The following is an 18,999-nucleotide window of genomic DNA, read 5'->3' on the forward strand; positions in this document are numbered from 1 at the left end:
CAACATCGCACGCCGGACCAGATTTCGGAATCGCTCGTCAGTGACAGAACACTAGGACGGTCGAGAACAACCTGCGCCTGATAGCGGGCGCAGGGACCACAGGACGGAGAACGGTCATGCTGTCCATGAAGCTCCTGTACCCTGCCGGATGGGCACTAGCCGCCTTAACGGCCCTCTCCATGGCTGCTCCGGGGTCCGCAAACGCCGTTGTGTACTGCAAGACGGTCGGTGTGCCGAAAGGCTGCGTCGCGCGCCCGGTCGCGCCTGTGGCCCGCCGTGCAGTGGTGACTCCCGGCGTGGGTGCACCGGGCGTCGGCGTCCGCCCTGGCACTCCCATGAATCGCGGCGGTCCAGTCAATCGCGTCGGCCGGCGCTGAAATGTGTGTCGCGGGAACGTGCTCGGGTACTCGCGTGAATAGAAGCCCATGACAATGATTGGCACCGCGCTCGCGGATCGTCAGCTCGCCCGTCTCGGCAATCAGATCGCCCAAGGAAGTTGCATGGAGCGTTAACGTCGCCCGCCTCCTCTGAAACCTCCACCACGTCCGCCTCCACCGAAGCCGCCGCGTGCGCCCATGCTCCGCGAAGGCCCGAAGGATTCTGGGCGTGAAAACTGGGCCGGTGGCCGATTGAACTGCTGGCTCGCCATCTGCCGCTGATTCCCAAGTTGACGGGCCTGTGCATCGCGCATGACGTTCGACGGAAGCTGCTGGCTCGCCGCCGGACGCTGAGCGGCAGCACGCTGGGCTGGACGTTGTGCCTGCGCCTGGCGTTGCCCTGGCGCCTGTCTTTGCTGTGAGGCCGGTCGTTGCTGGGCGGCTGGTCGGTCTGCCGCCGCACGCCGCTGCTGGGCCGCTTCGCGTTGCTGTGGGGCTTGACGCTGTTGCGCTGCCGGACGTTGTTGGGATGCCTGGCGCTGCTGCGTGCGTTCACGCACGGCCTCGGTATTGGCAATGTCCCTCCGGGCTTGCTCACCGCCGCTGAGGCGCTGGCCGAGCGCAGCGCCTGCCGCTCCGGCGGCACCGGCTCCGGCAAGCCCCTTGAGCGCTTCGCCCCCTCCGCGCTCCTGCAACCGCGCACGCCCCTCCGCCGACAGACCCTCACGACCTTCGCCCCGCTGGAGCAGATCTCCGGCCTCCGGCCGTCGTACGTCCTGCCAACCGCCGTCGAAGCGCTGCCAGCCTTCACCGGTGTTGCGGTAGACGTTGCCGTCGCGACCGGCGTAGATGTCGCCGCGTCGGCCCTCGCGGACGAAGCCCTGTCCGTTGGAAGTATTCCACCGAAGCGCCGAACCGCCCCCAGCGGTGTCGCGCGCCGCGACTCGGGCCCATTCGGATCCTCGCTTAACTCCGGCCGAAGCCCACGCGCCGTACACGTTGCGTCCGCCCGTAAGGTAGCCACCCGCGTCCCTGCGCGGATTGTACGCCCCGACAAAGCCGGCCGTTCCCCTGGGTCCCCAGGCCTCTCCAGCTCGGCCATAGGTGCCGGTCGACGGGTTCCATGTCCGCGCTCCGGCAATGCCGCGATAGGGCCCGTACGCATAGCCGTAGCGGCCATACATGCCGCGGACCGGGTTATAAAAGGCTCCGATCCCCCACGTGGCTGGTCGGGGGTAGTAGATCGGGTATGCCGATCCCGGCCGGTTGTACCAATAGGGCGGGTAATACCAGCCAGTGCCGTAGACATACGTGCCCCAGGCCAGGAAGCCGGACAGGTACCCCATGGTGTAGCCGTACCAGACCGCATCCGGCTCCGTATCGTACACACGAACATAGGTCGCGTCGTAAACGGGCGAGGACGGCGGGATCGCATAGATGGCATCGGGGATCTCGCGGGCGAGTTGCCACGGGCCATTCGGGCTGTCGGACACGAACCAGACGCCATCCTGGAGCAGGAAATACTGCGCGCCGACCTTGATCACGGTGTCCGTCGTGTTCGTCGCGTAAAACAGATCGGTTGTCTCAATGGGGGCGAATTGGGCATCGCCCGCATAGGCGAGCGTGGGGGTGATTGACCCCACCTCGACCCGTGCTGTCGTGGGGATGCTGGCCTTGAGCCGGGCCTCGGCGGCCTCGGACGTCCCGGGCACCGAGGCGCGCACGGCATAATACGGCGCATCCTCGGGAATGTTCCTGAAATCAGCGGGCAAGTCGGGCGTGGCGAAAGTCCAGGGGCCAGTCAGCGACGGCGCGCGGAACCATCGCCCTGACAGAAGCACGTACCACTGCCTGCCGGCCTTGTCGGAGAAGACATCCGACTCGGTGTTGGAGGCCCATTGCAGCGAGGTCTTCGGCACGTCCTGGAGCTTGGGCTCGCCCTGGAACAGGATCATCTCGGCCGGGCTGTCCGCGGTCAGGACCTCCGGTGCCTTGCCGTCCTGATACGGCTCGGGCGGAACAGCTCCACGGGCATCGGCCCAGTTGCCGTCATCGGGCAAGTCCTTCAGCAGCGCGGGCAGTTCCAACGCAGGCGCCCAGGGACCCTGGATCGCGGGCGCCGTCAGCCAATGGGTGTCGTTGCGTAGATAGAGGGTGCCGCCCTCGTCGATCCGGAACAGATCCCAGTTGGTGTTGACCACGAACGAGAGACCTGTCTTGCCTTTCACGGGGGCATAAGCGGGCTCGCCATCCGTCTGCACCAGGATCGCCGGAGCGTTCGAGACGAGGATCCGCGGCAGATCCGCCTTGAGTCCCGTCACGTCTGTCATGCGCTTCTGCTCGGCGAGGCTCGCCGTCACCCGCGCTTCCGGGACTGTGATCGATCCTGTCGGCAGGAGCTTGCCGGTCTCCACCGAGAGCGCTTTCAGGGCATCGCGATCAAGCCCTGAGAAGTTGAGCTCGGTCACGGTGATGTCGCTGATGACGATCTCGCCCGCATCCCCGTCATAAGACGTCGCACCCTTGAGCCCGATCACGCCGAAGACCGGAGTGGCGTTTGGCGCTTTCACGTACTCGGCCGCAACGAGGGCCTCGATGGTCTCGAACTCGGTCCATTCGGTGAATTGCGGCTGGAAGAGCACCATCCTGCCCTCACCGACTTCATAGGACCGAGGCCACCCCTCGGCTTCCTTTTTTTCCTCCAGATAGCGCCCGCTGATAAAGCCGCTCTGCCCCTTCACCGAGACGGCGCACCAGCTCCCGGATTCCTCACATTCGCCGATCTCGACCGCCGTGCCGGCTGGCAGTGTCCGGATGGAGGAGAAGCTGGTTCCGGGGCCCGAGCGGAAATTGACGCCGGCAGTGGTCACGCCCGGCGCGGCGAGCGCCGTCGTGGCGGCTAGGATCGGTACGAGCGTGAACGCGATCGCCTGGCGCATCGGACATCACTCCTGCATGTCCCGGCAACGGAAGGTTCCGGATGCCGGGTGTCACTCCGGTTCGAACCCACCGGCAATGGACCGGTCGAACGAACATCATTCCCGACGGCCCACGGGCACGCGGAGGTCACGGCGATGGGCGCTCGCCACAACTGCGCGAGGAACTAGGAGAGGCGTCCTGTCCCCTATTGCCTCACAGCACTGGGCAGACCATCATCAACAAGGCACATTATTGTTCCGTTGGAAGGATTGCTTGACCGTTCGGGACAGGCGCTTGTCACTTGGGGCCAACTGATTGATGGCGGGATGAACTCGCCGCAGGTGAGTTCCGGCGGATGCAATTCGGGGCAAGCGGCCGAGTGCTCCCGATGCTCGGCGGGGCCGACGCAGCGCCCAAACTGTCAAGAGACTGTCCCTATCGGTCAAGCCGATTGCTCCATCTCGAGTAGATTATCCGCTGCCCTGATCGCAAGCGGCCTGCGCCGTGTCACGAGCCGCTGACTGCAAGACGTCATATGGGCGCGTCGTTTCCGGACTGGCTCGCAGTCTCAGGATCCGGCGCATGAAACATCGGACGGAACTGTGCAATCTGCGGGCGCCCGCACGAGGAGAACGAAATGGAGAGACACAGGGAAACTGCGCCGGATATCATGGGGTATCTTGCGCGCTTCGGATTTGGTCTTTGCATTGCCGTGTCGGTTGCAGGGACAGGGGCAATGGCGCAAGGGGATCTCTCCGCCTACCAGGGAACCTGGCTCGAGCGGGGCCCCGAATGCGCGGAGGTTTTCTCGGATGGCGGGAAGGGCACCGCGTTCAAGAAGCCCGTCGACATCTTCGTGCCAGCCATTATCGTTTCCGGCGGCCGCTTGAGAACGCCAAGCGCATCGTGTCGCATCAAGTCGATCCGGCCCGCCGGCGATCGTCAGCTCCTCGTCCTCGATTGCGCCAATGCGGTCGCAGGCAACGAGGTGCGGGTTCTCATGGCTCTTCAGCCGGACGGCTCGCTCAAGCGCTTTTCCAATGAGCAGGACACCCTCGGGACCCGATACGAGCGCTGTTCGCGCTGACATCCGGGACAATCGATCGGGCGCTGCCTCGATGCTGCTGCCCGTGAAGACCGAGTGTCCCCCTGTCCTATGAGCGGACCGACGAGCGGCTAGGTGTCGATCAACCCAAGTTGGACAGAATCGCCCACCTCAGGGAAACGGAATCGGGCCGCTAGCCACTGCGGAACAGGAGGGCAGAAGTATCATCCGGCCTCAGCGCAGGCCGATTTCCACTCCACTCACGCTGGCGTTCAATTCCAGACCGACATTGCGCCCCCGCAAGTCGAGAACGACACCCCGGGCATTCTGCAATCGAATGCCGGAGGCCCCGCCGCCGACGGCACCACCTGCTCCAACGGCCGTATAGGTGCCGGCGATGTCGGAGGCCCGGCGCAGGTTGTAGGCGCGCCCGACGAGGTCGGCCTTCGAGGCTCCAATCGTCGCCCCCATGCTCAAGCCGCCGACGCTCAGCGGGTAACGTCGTCCCTGGAAGACAAGTGTCCCCCGACCGCCGCCGACGCCCACGATGAACCCAGCCTTGACGACCTCGATCCGAACCGTCCCGGTCGCAGCCCACCCTGACGTCGCAAGGACCGGCGTGACCATCATGGCAAGGGCGGCCAAACCACAACGGAAGACATATCTGAAGGTGAGCATGAACCCCTCCCTCTTCTTTTGAGCAGAGACGATCTCAAGGCGCATCATGCTCCTGTTCACGGGCTTTTGCCACATGCCGTCGTGGTGTTGAGAGCAACACGGAAGGGGCGAGACACTCACCAATGTGGTAACCCCGGCGCGCCCTCACCTCGCACGTCATGTGGAAAACCAAGTCCATTTTTTGTACGATGCGGTAGGACCTGGAAGCGGCGAAGCAGCTTCCATCCGACCTTGGTTCGCCAACTGTGAGGCACAGGCCTCGAAACCCTGGGCAGTCCCCTCCGTCTACACGATCGTCAGCCTGCTGGCCGCCATCGTCCTGCCGCGCCTCGACACCAGTGACTGCCCGGCTCGACGCATGCCATGTCGGCGGCCGCCATGGCATGCGTCGGCGACGGTCATCGCAGCTCCCCGCTTGCCTGCGAAAGGATCGAAAGCGGAATCCCTTATCGATTATGGCTGCTCACAGAATGGTTTCTGAAAACGATCAGCAGCGAGTGAGACAGCTGTGGCGTGGTAATATCGGGTTGGGTGCAGGATGTTACTCGACCCTCTTGGGGAGTGAGTACATGCCTCACACGTTAAGGTCATCCTAGGACGCACAGCAACATCGCCTTACGCGGTCTTGTGTGACAAACCACTAGAGTGGATCGTTCGCGAGTAAGATCGGATGTCCATGCGGCGTGGCGTGAGCCGCCCGATTCCAAGCGTTCCGTCGTTCCACGAGGGCCTGTTCACTCGCGATCCCCTTGTCCCGTACCAGTTGCTCGATCGCAGATAGCCAGTGTCGGTAGTAGGTCGAGCCATCATCACAGTCCCCGGACGCTTGGGCATGTTGGATGGCAGCCGAGAGCGCTGCAGCCCACTCTTTCCAGTTAAACAGGCCTCGCTCGTAGAGAGCCAGCGTTATTGCGAAGGCTTGAGCCTCCCATGGCTCTCGGAAGACCGGCGCGCCATCGTCCCCGCGAGGGATCGGCGCGACGTTCGCGGCCACACGGACTATGTCCTCATGCCGACTCAAGGTAGTTCTCCCAGGCATCGATCGAGACACTGACGGTTGGATCCGCCTGCTCCCCCCAAAGCTCCCAGCCCGAGAAGCAGATCGTGTAGAGCCATTGCGGCTGCTCGCCTTGTCCATGAGCGTTCGCGTCCGGAAATACGTGGGCGCCATGCACCAGCTCCACAACGCCCGTCCTGCCGCGAGCGTAACGCGGCAGGCGGGTGTGGCCCTGAGGGTTTAAGTTGCGGGTGCGCACGCGGTCACCAACCGCAAAGCGCGCCGGCTGCTCGATGGGGCGCTCGGTCGGACCACCGCGGGCCAACACGGCCGGCACATCCTCAGGCTTCAATACGCGCTTGATCGGTGCAGACCCCACAAGAGACTGTCCGCAGGTCAGCTCCTCCCCGGAGACGAGCCCTGCCGCAACGACTAGCTTTTCGACACCCTTGGTCCAGATCTCGTAGTAGCTCGAGGTGAGGTACTCACCGGGCGGCAAGGACTCGCGGGCGTGCCGGCTCATATCGATGTTCCAACTGCCGGTCGCTCCCATGGCCAGGGTCAGACCGAAGGCTCGTCGTTCCCACTCGGCATGGAACCACGGCTCGTCGTGCTCAATGGTGATCGGGCCAAAGCCCATCATGCCGCCGAGGTCCTGAGCGCCGTTCATCGCACTGCCTCCGGTTGTCGGGCGAGACCCGTCCCAATCATGGAATCGCGCGTGACGAGTTCGGCCAATGCCTCCTCGCTCATACCCTCTGTACCTTCGGGGCGCATCGGGATCACGAGGTACCTGACTTCGGCGGTCGAGTCCCAGACACGGATGCGGGAGGTTTTTGGCAGATGCACACCGAACTCGGCCAGAACTCCACGAGGGTCGAGCACAGCCCGGGAGCGGTAGGGAGCAGACTTATACCAGACCGGAGGAAGGCCGAGCACAGGCCACGGGTAGCAGGAGCACAGGGTGCACACGACCATATTGTGCTCATCGGGGGTGTTCTCGACGGCCACCATATGCTCGCCCTGGCGGCCAATGAAGCCGAGAGCGGCGATGGCAGCTGTCGCATCCGTCCGGAGCCACTCCCGATAGGCTGGATCAGACCAGGCTTTAGCGACCACCTTAGCGCCGTTGCGCGGACCTACCTTGACCTCGTAGGTTTCGACCAGCGCATCAATGGCGGCCGGGTCGACATAGCCTTTCTCGACCAGGATGGACTCGAGTGCGCGCACCCGCAGCTCGATCTCGGAGAGATGGCTGTGGTCGTCATGATCGTGGTGATGGTCCTTCCCCATACGTACCGCCCTCGCCGCCCTAAATGAGTCGTGGCCATGCTAACTGGGTGATAGGAGCGAAGCCAGTCCTAGGCGTGCCGATCAGCCTCCGACGATTGGGCGTCGAGAAGTTGCAGGGGGTGTGCGGCTACCTATTGGCTACCTGGGAGAAAACGGCTCAAAGGGCGGATGCCGGTAACCCTTTGATATTGTTGGTGAGCGCGCTGGGACTCGAACCCAGGACCCTCTGATTAAAAGTCAGATGCTCTACCGGCTGAGCTACGCGCTCCCAGAGGTGAGCCCGAGATAGGGGCTCTCGGGCCCCGGGTCAATCGAAAAGCCCTGCCCGGGTGGGCAAATCCTCAGCTTCTGGGCCTTGAAGGGGACATTCTCCTAAGAAAGTCCAGCTCCGGCCTCGGGTTTCAGCCCTCGTCCGCCATGACGATGTTGTCGGCGTGCCGGCCGATATCCGCCTTGCTGTCCTGCTCGCCCTTGGCCCACCCCTCCTTGACCTCGCCGATATAGTCGTCGAGCCGCCCCTCCGTAATAGCCTTGCGCAGACCAGCCGTGAGTTCCTGGTAATAGGCCAGGTTATTCCAGGTCAGGAGCATCATGCCCAGAATCTCGTTCGAGCGGACGAGATGGTGCAGGTAGGCGCGGGAATATGTGTTCGAGGCCGTGCATTTCGATTCCGGGTCGAGCGGGCGCGTGTCCTCGGCGAATCGCGCGTTGCGCAGGTTCATGCGACCATGGCGGGTGAAGACCTGGCCGTGACGTCCGGCGCGGGTGGGCATGACGCAATCGAACATGTCGACGCCCCGGCGCACCGCCTCCACGATATCGTCGGGCGTCCCCACGCCCATGAGGTACCGGGGCTTCTCCTTGGGCATATGCGGCTCGACCGTCTCGATCATGCGGAGCATCACGTCTTGCGGCTCGCCCACGGCGAGGCCGCCGATGGCGTAGCCCTTGAGATCCAGGGCCGCGAGTTCCTTCGCGCTCTCGATGCGCAGCCGCTCCACCGCGCCGCCCTGGACGATGCCGAACATGGCTTTACCCGGCTGGTCACCGAAGGCCACCCGGCAGCGTTCCGCCCATCGGAGGGAGAGGCGCATCGCCTTCTCGGCCACCTCGTCGGAACAGGGCAGCTTCACGCATTCGTCGAGCTGCATCTGGATGTCGGAACCGAGAAGCCCCTGGATCTCGATGGAGCGCTCCGGGGTCAGCACATGGGTCGAGCCATCGATATGGGACTGGAAGGTGACGCCCGTCTCGTCGATCTTGCGCAGCGCCGAAAGCGACATGACCTGAAAGCCGCCGGAATCGGTGAGGATCGGATAGGGCCAGTTCATGAACTGGTGAAGACCGCCGAGCCGGGCCACCCGCTCCGCCCCTGGGCGCAACATCAGGTGATAGGTGTTGCCGAGCACCACGTCGGCGCCGAGCGCCTTCACCTGGTCGGGATACATGGCCTTCACGGTGGCGGCCGTCCCGACGGGCATGAAGGCCGGCGTGCGGATGACGCCGCGCGGCATCCGGATCTCACCGGTGCGCGCCGCTCCGTCAGTCTTGTTGACGGTGAAGGTGAAGTTTTCGGTGGTCATTCAAACCTCGTCTTGTCGTCTCCGGCCCGGCCGAAGCGGGAATGGGATCCATGGATCCGCAGAACATGTAAGTGGATCCCATTCCGGCGCGCTCCGTGCACCGGGGATGACACGGATATCAGCGCCGAAGCAGCAAACTCGCATCGCCATAGGAATAGAAGCGATAGCCGGTTTCAATGGCGTGGGCATAGGCCTCCCTCATGCAATCCAGCCCTGCAAAGGCCGAAACCAGCATGAAGAGGGTCGAGCGCGGCAGGTGGAAATTGGTCATCAGCACGTCAACCGCCTTGAAACGGTAGCCAGGCGTGATGAAGATGGCCGTATCGCCGGAGAAGGACGCGATGCTCCCATCCTCCCGGGCGGCGCTCTCCAGAAGGCGCAAGGACGTGGTGCCGACTGCCACGATCCGCCCTCCCCGAGCCCTAGCCTCGTTGAGCGCCCGGGCGGTCTCCTCCGAGACGGAGCCCCATTCCGCATGCATGCGGTGCTTGTCGGTGTCATCAGCCTTCACCGGCAGGAATGTGCCCGCTCCCACGTGGAGGGTCACGAAATGGCGGGCGATGCCGCGCTCGTCCAGACGGTGGAAGAGGTCGTCGGTGAAATGCAGGCCGGCGGTCGGAGCAGCGACCGCGCCCTCGTCCTTGGCGTAGACGGTCTGGTAGTCGTTCCGGTCCTTGTCGTCGGTGGGGCGCTTGCCGGCGATGTAGGGCGGCAGGGGAAGCTCGCCGAGCCGGGCGATGGCCTCGTCCAGGAAAGCGCCCGCAAAGGAGAAGCGGAGAGCCACGTCGCCCCCCTCGCCTTTCTCCACGACCTCGGCGTCGAGCCGCACAAGCTCGCAGGCCGTGCTCTCGGACGGCTCCCCGAAGCGGATGCGGTCGCCGACGTGGAGCTTCTTGGCCGGACGGGCGAAGGCGCGCCACCGGTCGGCGCCCTCGCGCTTGTGCAGCATGATCTCGACGCGCGCCGCGTTCTCCTCGCGGACGCGCAGGCCGTAGAGCCGGGACGGGATGACCTTGGTGTTGTTGAGCACCAGCACGTCGCCAGGCTGCAGCAGATCGGGGAGATCGCGGACGACCCGGTCCTCGAGGCCGACTTCGGGCCTGACCACGAGCATGCGCGCGGCATCCCGCGGCTCCACGGGGCGGAGCGCGATGCTGGTCTCGGGAAGATCGAAGTCGAAGAGGTCCACGCGCATGTCTACGATGCTCTAGGTTTTGGGCTTCTCGCATCATTTCACGCAAAGCCGGCTTGTGCTTTGGCGTTCGATGATCGAGGGCAGTTCAACTCATCTCAAAACGTGGATGCCCGGGACGAGCCCGGGCATGGTGGGTAAAATCGGAAGAAGCCCTCAGGCCGCGTCGGCCGCGACCTTCATGGAGACGATGCGGTCCGGATCGCTCACTGGCTCGCCGCGCTTGATCTTGTCCACGTTCTCCATGCCCTCGGTCACCTTGCCCCAGACGGTATATTGCTTGTCGAGGAAGCGGGCGTCGTCGAACACGATGAAGAACTGAGAGTTCGCCGAGTGCGGGAAGTTGGTGCGGGCCATGGAGCAGACGCCGCGCACATGCGGCTCGGCATTGAACTCGGCCTTGAGGTCCGGCAGGTCGGAACCGCCGGTGCCCGTTCCGGTCGGGTCGCCGGTCTGGGCCATGAAGCCCTCGATCACCCGGTGGAACGGCACGTTGTCATAGAAGCCCTGACGGGAGAGCGTCTTGATGCGCTCGACATGGCCGGGGGCCAGGTCCGGACGCAGCTCGATGACCACACGGCCCTTGGTGGTTTCCATGATGATGGTGTTTTCGGGGTCTGCCATCGGGATCTCCTGTTCTGGCTGGATCGGATGAAAATAGGATCGTCTGCCCGCTCACATAGGCCGGGCATCGATGAAACGGAAGGAGAAGACGCGTCCGGCAATGGCACGCCCGAAACTTTCCGTAAAGGGAAGCGGGCTGCAGCGCTCGAACGCCTCGCGCACGGCCCGGGTGAAGGGCTCGCGCTGGTCGGCCTGCGTCCCGGCCTTGTAATAGGTGATGCGGGGCTGGCCCAGCACCTCTCCGTTGCGCTTGAAGCTCAGGCGCAGGGTGATCTCCTGACCGGAATACCCGCTGCCGGCCGGCGGGCGCCAGCAGGACTGGAGCGCCTGGAAGACCTCGGTAATCCGGTCGATGCGGTCGACCCTCGGGGCGTCGGGGCGCGGCCGAACCGTGCCCATGACGCCCTCTGGGAGCGGAGGCGACGTGTCGTAGGGCCAGTACCACTCGTCGAACGCAGGGGACGGTGCGAGCACCTGCGCGGCGAGCGGAGAGCTCATCAGGGCACCGAGCAGGAGCGCGGCCACGAACGGTCGCGCTCCGGATGATAGCCCCAATCGCATCACTTCGCGTCGGCGGCGAGCTGCATCTTCACGATCTTGTCAGGGTTCGTCACCATGCCGTTGGCGGCCGAATTCCCCTTCTTGATCTTGTCGACCACGTCCATGCCGGACACGACTTCGCCGAAGAGGGTGTACTGGCCGGTCAGCGGGCCGCAGCCCTCGTAGCAGATGAAGAACTGGCTGTTGGCGGAATCTGGGCTCTGGGAGCGGGCCATGCCGACGGAGCCGCGCTTGTACTGCGTCTTTGTGAACTCGGCCGGGATGTTGGGCAGGCTCGACTTGCCGGTGCCCGTGCCGGTGGGATCGCCCGTCTGGGCCATGAACCCATCGATCACCCGGTGAAAGACGACACCGTTATAGAAGCCTTGCTTCGTCAAGGTCTTGATCTGCTCCACATGCTTGGGCGCCAGATCCGGCCGCAGACGGATGGTGATGCGGCCGTCCTTGGTGTCGAGGTAGACCGTGTTCTGCGGATCGCTGGCCTGCTGGGCGGCGGCGGGAGCGAGGCCTGCGAGCACGAGCGCTCCGGCAATGAGCAGACGCTTCATGGGTCGATATCTCCTTATCGAGGATGATGAAACTTTATGGCCGCTTGAATTTGGCCTTCAGCCGCTCGGCGACAAGGCCCGGCACGAAAGCCGAGACCTCGCCGCCCATGCCGGCGACCTGGCGCACAAGCGTGGCCGTGATGGGGCGAACCGGGGGCGAAGCCGCGAAGAACAGGGTCTGGACCTCCGGCGCCATGGCGGCGTTCATGGACGCCATCTGGATCTCGTAGTCGAAATCCGTCCCGTCCCGGAGGCCGCGCACGATGAGGCTCGCACCGTGGCGGCGGGCCGCCTCCACGGCGAGATCGTCGAAGGTGACCACCTCCAGCGCCACGCCCCTCTCCTGCAGGACCGGCCCGCAGACCGCGCGCAGCATGTCGGCTCTCTCATCCGCAGGAAAGATCGGCGCCTTCGAGGAATGAATCCCGATGGCGACCACGATCCTGTCCGCCACGCTGCAGGCCTGGCGCAGAACGTCCAAGTGCCCGTTGGTGACGGGGTCGAAGCTGCCGGTATAGAGCGCGGTGCGGGTCATGAGACCATGGAGTAGCCTGAGCTTTAGAGATGAGCAAGCAGTTGCAGCTCATTCGGGTCCGTGGGCACGCCTTAGTGAATACCCCTACCTCGGCACCGCTCAGTACCAGAATTACAAGGCATGATCTGTCTCACACGTCTCAAAGCATCGAGCGGTGCATGACACGTTATATTGACACATATTGGAATTCGATAATATATGCCAAAAGTTGCAATGAACAACATAGGGTAGAAATGTCTCACCAAATCGGAGTCTTCTTGTCCGACGCGACTGAAGCAATCCAGAAAACACTCCAAACCGAAGGAGCTTGTATAATCTCAAGTATTAGTGGAGAAGATCAGTATATCAGTTTTTGTCGCATTTTGGGAGAAATCTACGCTCATAGAGATTCCGCCTCAAATGGCATAACGCCTGTATCGCACAATCAAAAACAAGAGAAAATGCCTGGATTCAGCGGCTTTAGTCAGGACAGCCTAGAGTTTCATACTGACCGAAGCACAGTTGAAACGCCCCCAGCATTTGTTGCGCTTTACTCAGCTTCTCCAGCATTGGCCGGAGGCTACAGTCGGCTTGTAGACGGCGCTAAATTGTGTAGTTTCTTGTCGAAACAGGATCCAGATGCATTTGCATTCCTGACGTCATCTCACAGATGTATTTATGACGATTCTCAATTCATATATCGTGGACCTCTACTCTACTCGACGCTAAACGGGAAATATGGAATTAGATTCAGGTGCGACGGCAACGGTTATTATTCATTCAATGATCTTCCAATTGTTGCGAGGATTATCAATTGCGCCAGAAAGTTTGAGCATTCGCTCGTGCTTGAGAAGGATCAGGCGCTTATCATAAATAATGAGCGCTGGCTCCATGGACGAACCGCATTTCAAGGTGACCGCTCACTATTGCGGATACTTTTGAAACCTGGCTCGTGGTTCAGCAGGGGATTCGAGATCGAAAATCTAAACTTTATAGAAGCCGCTTAGACGCTTATCGCGGGACCCCGGTCTGCCCAATCGATGCTGCCGCAATAGGCACGCTGCATCGATTGCAGAGCCCGGAGTGGCACATAAAGTTCCAGAGGCGCAACAGAAGCTTCATCCCCTATATGAACTCGCTGCGCTATAAAAGGGATTATCCTAATGAAAAGTGGCAGCAAAAACCTCAGTATACTTTATAGCCTCTGTGCATTGTTGCTATATATTCTATCGGATTTCATCACAAAAAAATATCTCCACAGCACATCCATACTCGATATATCCATAATGCGATTTGCTGTTGGCCTTCCTCTCATAATCTTTCTAAGCACTCCCCTGCTTAAGGATAGACATGCTATAGGATTTGCGATCGTCAATACCGTCAACTCAATGGCAGGGGTATATGCATTGACCTCTGGATCACTGGCCGGCTTTGCCATCGCTAGCCAAATGCGCCCCTTGTTCGTGTCCGGCTTCGGGATTCTATTTTTCGGCGCACTTTATTCACGAAAGATAATTAAGTTGTTGCTTGTGGCATTTGTAGCAAGCGTTTTCGTATTTTCGAGAGACACCGATCTTCATCAAACAGCCAATATATTCTTCGTCATAACGGTAATCTTGCAAAGCGCCTCTTTCGCGGCGTTCGGAAGCCACCACACCAACAGGGACGTATTGGGTTTTACAGGCCTGTACAACCTTGTCGGCTTCTTAACCTGTCTGTTTCTCCGGGTTGTATTTTGGCGTGAGACAGCAATCGATTTTGATGCTATCGGCTATAGCGTCTGTAACGCTTTAATCGCCCTGGCAGCTAGTTTGCTCGTTATCTTAGGTTATCGGACGAAGTATAAAGTTCAGGCAAGCGCAATCAATTACCTGCGCCTACCCATCAGTCTTGTCCTTGCCTCTACTTTTTTCAACGAGACCGTGACGATTGTGACCGCCGCCGGCAGCTTGTTCATCATTGCTATCGTCTATGAAATTGGTCGGTCTAAGGTAGAGCCTGAAATTGGCCCGCTCCTTGATCCGCAAGAGAAGCGCCTTTAACTGCACCTCTGCGGATTGTGATGATTTCCGTCTGTGGGAGAAACCCGGAGCCATCAGACAGTGCGCCATCGCACGGCAGGCCGGGCGGGGCCGTGGGAGATATGGCTCACCTTAAGTCAGGAGAATCCCATGGTCTTCCGCCTCTTCATCGTCGCCATCACGGCCATCGCGGTCCTGAGCCCGGCCGCGCTGGCAAGCTTGGGTTGAGAATTGTAGAGGCACTTCTTCATACGCACGACGCTCATAGTAAACGCGATATCGTTATGTTAGCGTCTGGGCTCCTCAAAGTCGTCCGGACTTATGCCAAGCATGAATTCGCGTCTGAACAAAACCGTGCAGAACGCCTATGAGGCGTTCGGCTGGCGCGACTTGAAAAGCCCGCTGGAAGTCTGCCACTGCGAATCTTGCATGTCTGCCGAGATGGCGGAGAGCATTCTCAAGACGCCATTGCGGGAGCTGTCGAACGAACAGCTCTCCGAGTACACCAATTCGGCGCATGGCTGGTCGGATCAGTTTCTCACCCTGTTGCCGCGCTACATGGAGCTGATCAGCCTGGGTGAACGGCCAACCGATCTGGACGCGGACCATATCCTCTCCCGGTTCCGCTATGCTCCGGAGATCTGCCTGACGGATATGGAGCTTGCCGCATTCAGCGATTGGTTCACAACGTTGTTCGAGGAAACCTTGTGCCGCTCGATTTCTTCAGGTGAACTGGATTGTGCTCTGTCTTCTCAAAGTCGATCCCGGTGGGAAGGGTTCGGCCATGATGTCTGCGAGGTCATCGAAATAGCCCTGCCCACGCCTTTCGGCTCAGTGAAATTTCAGAAATTCTGGGAAGCATGTGAAGCGCGTGAGGCCAGTCTACGCCTTGCCAGTGCTCTGATCTTTGGCATCGGAGCAGAGAAATTCAGGAAATCAAATCACTGGAGCGAGCGCGCTGAGGAGCAAGCCGCTCGATGGTACCATTGGTTCACTCTTCACGATCACACCGCGAAACTCGCCGAGGCGTTTGAACGTGAATCAGATCCAAAGGCTCAAGAATTCCTGCTTGCAGCCCTGTAAAGTCCCATCATCTCTTCACGATATTCAAACAAGAACCCGCCGACCTGAGCCGGCGGGTTTGTTTATTCGCGAGGCCTGGAAGCCTTTACTCTTCCGTCGCCTCACCGCCTTCGGTCGCGGTGTCGTCGATGGCCTCGCCGTTCTCCTCGTCCTCGCCCTCGATGTGCTCCACCGAGACCACCTTTTCCTTGTCGCGGGTGGAGAAGATGGTGACGCCCTGGGAGTTGCGGCCCACGACGCGGATACCTTCCACCGGCACGCGGATCAGCTGGCCGCCATCGGTGACGAGCATGATCTGGTCCGCGTTGTCGACCGGGAAGGACGCCACGAGCTTGCCGTTGCGGTTGTTGACCGCCATGGCCGTGATACCTTTGCCGCCGCGCCCCGTGATGCGGTACTCGTAGGACACCGTGCGCTTGCCGTAGCCCTTCTCGGAGATCGTCAGGATGCACTGCTCCTGCGCGCTCATCTCCGCGTAGCGCTCCTGCGAGAGGGAGAAGTTGGCGCCTTCGGTCTCCTCCGCATCCTCCGATGCGTCGGCATCCGCGCCCATCTGCTCGCCGGTGACCGCGCGGCGCATCTTGAGATAGGCCGCCCGCTCCTCACCCGTGGCTTCCACGTGGCGCAGGATCGCCATGGAGATGATGTCGTCGCCCTCAGCCAGGTTGATGCCGCGCACGCCCATGGAATCGCGGCCCTTGAACACGCGCACGTCCGTGACCGGGAAACGGATGCACTGGCCCTTGGCCGTGGTGAGCAGCACGTCGTCGTGCTCCGAGCAGATCTGCACGTCGACGATGTGGTCGCCCTCATCGAGCTTCATGGCGATCTTGCCGCCGCGGTTGACCTGGACGAAGTCCGACAGCTTGTTGCGGCGGACCGTGCCGCGCGAGGTCGCGAACATCACGTCCAGCTTGTCCCAGGACGCCTCGTCCTCGGGCAGCGGCATGATGGTGGTGATGCGCTCGCCCTGCTTGATGGGCAGCATGTTCACCAGGGCCTTGCCCTTGGCGTTGGGAGCCGCCAGCGGAAGGCGCCACACCTTTTCCTTGTAGGCCTGGCCTTCGGAAGAGAAGAAGATCACGGGCGTGTGGGTGTTCGCCACGAACAGGCGGGTGACGAAATCCTCGTCCCGCGTGGTCATGGCGGAACGGCCCTTGCCGCCGCGGCGCTGCGCCCGGTAGGTCGAGAGCGGCACGCGCTTGATGTAGCCGGCATGGGACACGGTGACGACCATGTCCTCGCGTGCGATCAGATCCTCGTCGTCGACGTCGGAATCCCAATCGACGATCTGGGTCCGGCGCGGGGTCGCGAAGGCGTCGCGAACCTCGACCAGCTCGTCCTTGATGATGCCCATGATGCGATCACGCGACCGCAGGATCTCGAGGTAGTTCGAGATCTCCGCCGCGAGCTTGGAGAGTTCGTCGCCGATTTCGTCACGGCCGAGAGCCGTCAGGCGCTGCAGGCGCAGGTCGAGGATCGCGCGAGCCTGCGCCTCGGAGAGACGATATGTGCCGTCATCGTTGATCTTGTGACGCGGATCGTCCACGAGCGCGATGAGCGGCGCAATGTCGTGCGCCGGCCAGTCGCGGCCCATGAGGGACTCGCGAGCGGCATTCGGATCGGGTGCCGTGCGGATGAGACGGATGACCTCGTCGATATTGGCGACCGCGATGGCGAGGCCGCACAACACGTGGGCGCGCTCGCGCGCCTTGTTGAGCAGGTACTTGGTGCGGCGGGAGACGACCTCCTCGCGGAAATCCACGAAGGCCTTGATCAGGTCCTTCAGGTTCATCAGCTCGGGGCGGCCGCCGTTGAGCGCCACCATGTTGGCACCGAAGCTCGTCTGCAGCGGCGTGTAGCGGTAGAGCTGGTTGAGCACCACGTCGGCCATGGCGTCGCGCTTGATCTCGACCACGATGCGCATGCCGTCGCGATCAGATTCGTCGCGCAGGTCGGCGATGCCCTCGATCTTCTTCTCGCGCACGAGCTCGGCGATCTTCTCGATCAGCGAGGCCTTGTTCACCTGATACGGGATCTCGGTGAAGATCAGCGCCTCGCGGTCCTTGCGGACCTCCTCCACCTCGGACTTCGCCCGCATCACGATGGAGCCGCGGCCCGTGGTATAGGCAGACTTGGCGCCCGCGCGGCCGAGGATCAACGCGCCGGTCGGGAAGTCCGGACCGGGAATGAGCTCGATCAGCTCTTCGGCCGAGATGCCGTCGTTGTCGATGAAGGCCAGGCAGCCGTTGATGACCTCGCCCAGGTTATGGGGCGGCATGTTGGTGGCCATGCCGACCGCGATGCCGCCGGCACCGTTGACGAGCAGGTTCGGGAAGCGCGCCGGCAGAACCGACGGCTCGTCCTTGGACTCGTCGTAGTTGGGGGTGAAGTCGACCGTGTCCTTGTCGATATCGTCGAGCAGCGGCATCGCCGCCTTGGCGAGGCGGGACTCGGTGTAGCGCATGGCCGCCGGAGGATCGCCGTCCACGGAGCCGAAATTGCCCTGCCCGTCCACGAGCATGAGACGCAGCGAGAAGTCCTGCGCCATGCGCACCAACGCGTCGTAGATCGCGCTGTCGCCGTGCGGGTGGTACTGACCCATCACGTCGCCGACGATGCGGGCCGACTTCACGTATTTCTTGTCCGGCGTGTAGCCGTTTTCGTGCATCGAATAGAGGATGCGCCGGTGCACGGGCTTGAGGCCGTCGCGTGCGTCCGGCAGAGCGCGGCTCACGATCACGCTCATGGCGTAATCGAGATAGGAGCGCTTCATCTCGTCGACGATGGAAATCAACTTGATGTCGCTCGCCGGCTGGCCCCCACCGGGACCGCCAGAGCGGTTATCATTCGGATCGGTCAAGGTTGGTCTTTCTTAAAACGGTCTGCCCTTTCGCGAGAGGCGACTTTCGATGCCGCTTCGTCAAGCCATCCGGCAGGCCCGCGAATCCAATTGAAATCAGTCTCTTAGATGGGCGAGAACGGCGCAATTTTCAAGCTTTTTGACAGGTTTTCCAGAGGCAAGCACAAGGCCGAAATCCGTTTACGTTTCAGCAACTTATTCTCAGGCCGGGCATATCAGCCACCTCCTTGCGCCTGTGGCACTTTCGCAGACTGAATCGGAGCTGATGATTTTGAATAAGAAACGGCCATAAGCCCTTATGAAATCGCAACTTCATGGATTAAAGAAATAGTCGCAACGCTGCAGGTGGCTCGGTCAAGCGCAAGACCGAGCGCAGGCGGCTCGACGCCCTCATTCCCGCAATGGCGGGAATCTGGAGCCGCCGCGGGATGCGGGACGGACGAGCCACGTCGAGGGTCCTGGGTTCCGAGCCCCGCCCACGCAGTCCCGGAATGACGGCCGCGCCGTCATCACCGGGCTTGTCCGGGCGATCTCTATGGATTGAGGCGCTGAGCCTTTCCGGATCGGGATGGCCGGCACGGGTCCCCGGATCGAGTCCGGGGAGGCCATGGCAGGGGTGCGGGGGGGGGAGTGCTGATCCGTTCGTTGTCAAAGAGCCAGCACCTGTGGGCCCGCAGCTTGCGCTGCGAGCCTGCAGGGTC

General features: G+C 62.0%; 18 protein-coding genes and 1 tRNA gene. 6 read left to right on the forward strand and 13 right to left on the reverse strand.

Annotated elements, in window-relative coordinates; genetic code table 11:
* Positions 1-179 precede the first annotated feature (179 nt).
* Positions 180-377 (forward strand): hypothetical protein, encoded by a 198-nt coding sequence (locus tag OC446_RS25110; protein ID WP_410055133.1) that lies wholly within the window; start codon positions 180-182, stop codon positions 375-377.
* A 131-nt stretch (positions 378-508) separates the two neighbouring features.
* Here the strand turns inward: OC446_RS25110 and OC446_RS25115 are convergent, their stop codons facing one another.
* Positions 509-3,316 carry an SH3 domain-containing protein gene (locus OC446_RS25115; protein WP_262031742.1) on the reverse strand — a complete coding sequence of 936 codons (2,808 nt, stop codon included), beginning with the start codon at positions 3,314-3,316 and terminating at the stop codon, positions 509-511.
* A gap of 617 nt (positions 3,317-3,933) precedes the next feature.
* Between OC446_RS25115 and OC446_RS25120 the strand changes: the two genes are divergently transcribed.
* Complete coding sequence (locus OC446_RS25120) at positions 3,934-4,383, forward strand: hypothetical protein (RefSeq protein ID WP_410055130.1); 450 nt, start codon at positions 3,934-3,936, stop codon at positions 4,381-4,383.
* A gap of 192 nt (positions 4,384-4,575) precedes the next feature.
* On the opposite strand, the gene OC446_RS25125 is transcribed toward OC446_RS25120, so the two are convergent.
* From OC446_RS25125 to coaD, 11 genes are all read right to left on the reverse strand, one after another.
* Entirely contained in the window at positions 4,576-5,019 is a 444-nt protein-coding gene (locus tag OC446_RS25125; RefSeq protein WP_262031743.1) for a hypothetical protein, read from the reverse strand.
* Between the two features lie 640 nt (positions 5,020-5,659).
* On the reverse strand, positions 5,660-6,040 hold the full coding sequence (locus tag OC446_RS25130) for a nitrile hydratase accessory protein (protein ID WP_410055132.1): 381 nt from the start codon (positions 6,038-6,040) through the stop codon (positions 5,660-5,662).
* Positions 6,027-6,686, reverse strand: a complete 660-nt coding sequence (nthB, locus tag OC446_RS25135) for a nitrile hydratase subunit beta (protein ID WP_262031745.1) — start codon at positions 6,684-6,686, stop codon at positions 6,027-6,029. The genes OC446_RS25130 and nthB overlap by 14 nt, the downstream gene beginning before the upstream one ends.
* Positions 6,683-7,309, reverse strand: a complete 627-nt coding sequence (gene nthA / locus OC446_RS25140) for a nitrile hydratase subunit alpha (RefSeq protein ID WP_262031746.1) — start codon at positions 7,307-7,309, stop codon at positions 6,683-6,685. The genes nthB and nthA overlap by 4 nt, the downstream gene beginning before the upstream one ends.
* A gap of 192 nt (positions 7,310-7,501) precedes the next feature.
* A tRNA-Lys gene (locus OC446_RS25145) sits at positions 7,502-7,577 on the reverse strand.
* Positions 7,578-7,710: 133 nt separating this feature from the next.
* Positions 7,711-8,892, reverse strand: coding sequence for a tRNA guanosine(34) transglycosylase Tgt (tgt, locus tag OC446_RS25150; protein WP_262031747.1), 1,182 nt, complete (start codon positions 8,890-8,892; stop codon positions 7,711-7,713).
* A gap of 118 nt (positions 8,893-9,010) precedes the next feature.
* Positions 9,011-10,087: a tRNA preQ1(34) S-adenosylmethionine ribosyltransferase-isomerase QueA gene (gene queA, locus OC446_RS25155; RefSeq protein ID WP_262031748.1), complete on the reverse strand. Its 1,077-nt coding sequence runs from the start codon at positions 10,085-10,087 to the stop codon at positions 9,011-9,013.
* A 153-nt stretch (positions 10,088-10,240) separates the two neighbouring features.
* Entirely contained in the window at positions 10,241-10,708 is a 468-nt protein-coding gene (locus tag OC446_RS25160) for a peptidylprolyl isomerase (RefSeq protein ID WP_262031749.1), read from the reverse strand.
* A 51-nt stretch (positions 10,709-10,759) separates the two neighbouring features.
* Entirely contained in the window at positions 10,760-11,233 is a 474-nt protein-coding gene (locus OC446_RS25165; RefSeq protein WP_262031750.1) for a hypothetical protein, read from the reverse strand.
* Between the two features lie 35 nt (positions 11,234-11,268).
* Positions 11,269-11,817, reverse strand: coding sequence for a peptidylprolyl isomerase (locus OC446_RS25170; protein WP_262031751.1), 549 nt, complete (start codon positions 11,815-11,817; stop codon positions 11,269-11,271).
* Between the two features lie 34 nt (positions 11,818-11,851).
* Entirely contained in the window at positions 11,852-12,352 is a 501-nt protein-coding gene (coaD, locus tag OC446_RS25175) for a pantetheine-phosphate adenylyltransferase (protein WP_262031752.1), read from the reverse strand.
* A 257-nt stretch (positions 12,353-12,609) separates the two neighbouring features.
* Here coaD and OC446_RS25180 point away from each other — a divergent pair, with 257 nt between their 5' ends.
* The 4 genes from OC446_RS25180 (at position 12,610) to OC446_RS25195 (ending at position 15,435) form a co-directional block, all read left to right on the forward strand.
* The gene (locus tag OC446_RS25180) at positions 12,610-13,338 is read left to right on the forward strand and encodes a TauD/TfdA family dioxygenase (RefSeq protein ID WP_262031753.1); all 729 of its coding nucleotides are present in this window, start codon (positions 12,610-12,612) and stop codon (positions 13,336-13,338) included.
* 156 nt (positions 13,339-13,494) lie between these two features.
* Positions 13,495-14,373, forward strand: coding sequence for a hypothetical protein (locus OC446_RS25185; RefSeq protein WP_262031754.1), 879 nt, complete (start codon positions 13,495-13,497; stop codon positions 14,371-14,373).
* Positions 14,374-14,433: 60 nt separating this feature from the next.
* Complete coding sequence (locus tag OC446_RS25190) at positions 14,434-14,580, forward strand: hypothetical protein (RefSeq protein WP_262031755.1); 147 nt, start codon at positions 14,434-14,436, stop codon at positions 14,578-14,580.
* Positions 14,581-14,682: 102 nt separating this feature from the next.
* Positions 14,683-15,435, forward strand: coding sequence for a hypothetical protein (locus OC446_RS25195; RefSeq protein ID WP_262031756.1), 753 nt, complete (start codon positions 14,683-14,685; stop codon positions 15,433-15,435).
* Between the two features lie 85 nt (positions 15,436-15,520).
* Here OC446_RS25195 and gyrA read toward each other — a convergent pair whose 3' ends face one another.
* Positions 15,521-18,211 carry a DNA gyrase subunit A gene (gyrA, locus tag OC446_RS25200; protein WP_410055134.1) on the reverse strand — a complete coding sequence of 897 codons (2,691 nt, stop codon included), beginning with the start codon at positions 18,209-18,211 and terminating at the stop codon, positions 15,521-15,523.
* Positions 18,212-18,999: the final 788 nt, after the last annotated feature.

Origin of the sequence: Microvirga sp. Mcv34 (assembly GCF_024519725.1) — a bacterium.
Classification (GTDB): domain Bacteria; phylum Pseudomonadota; class Alphaproteobacteria; order Rhizobiales; family Beijerinckiaceae; genus Microvirga.

Excerpts from the sequence above, each read along its gene's own strand:
- OC446_RS25160 (WP_262031749.1), bottom strand. The coding sequence starts at position 10,708 with ATGGCAGACCCCGAAAACACCATCATCATGGAAACCACCAAGGGCCGT.
- coaD (WP_262031752.1), bottom strand. The coding sequence starts at position 12,352 with ATGACCCGCACCGCGCTCTATACCGGCAGCTTCGACCCCGTCACCAAC.
- queA (WP_262031748.1), bottom strand. The coding sequence starts at position 10,087 with ATGCGCGTGGACCTCTTCGACTTCGATCTTCCCGAGACCAGCATCGCG.
- tgt (WP_262031747.1), bottom strand. The coding sequence starts at position 8,892 with ATGACCACCGAAAACTTCACCTTCACCGTCAACAAGACTGACGGAGCG.
- nthB (WP_262031745.1), bottom strand. The coding sequence starts at position 6,686 with ATGAACGGCGCTCAGGACCTCGGCGGCATGATGGGCTTTGGCCCGATC.
- OC446_RS25110 (WP_410055133.1), top strand. The coding sequence starts at position 180 with ATGGCTGCTCCGGGGTCCGCAAACGCCGTTGTGTACTGCAAGACGGTC.
- OC446_RS25185 (WP_262031754.1), top strand. The coding sequence starts at position 13,495 with ATGAAAAGTGGCAGCAAAAACCTCAGTATACTTTATAGCCTCTGTGCA.
- OC446_RS25125 (WP_262031743.1), bottom strand. The coding sequence starts at position 5,019 with ATGCTCACCTTCAGATATGTCTTCCGTTGTGGTTTGGCCGCCCTTGCC.
- OC446_RS25115 (WP_262031742.1), bottom strand. The coding sequence starts at position 3,316 with ATGCGCCAGGCGATCGCGTTCACGCTCGTACCGATCCTAGCCGCCACG.
- OC446_RS25120 (WP_410055130.1), top strand. The coding sequence starts at position 3,934 with ATGGAGAGACACAGGGAAACTGCGCCGGATATCATGGGGTATCTTGCG.
- OC446_RS25195 (WP_262031756.1), top strand. The coding sequence starts at position 14,683 with ATGAATTCGCGTCTGAACAAAACCGTGCAGAACGCCTATGAGGCGTTC.
- OC446_RS25170 (WP_262031751.1), bottom strand. The coding sequence starts at position 11,817 with ATGAAGCGTCTGCTCATTGCCGGAGCGCTCGTGCTCGCAGGCCTCGCT.
- gyrA (WP_410055134.1), bottom strand. The coding sequence starts at position 18,211 with ATGAAGCGCTCCTATCTCGATTACGCCATGAGCGTGATCGTGAGCCGC.
- nthA (WP_262031746.1), bottom strand. The coding sequence starts at position 7,309 with ATGGGGAAGGACCATCACCACGATCATGACGACCACAGCCATCTCTCC.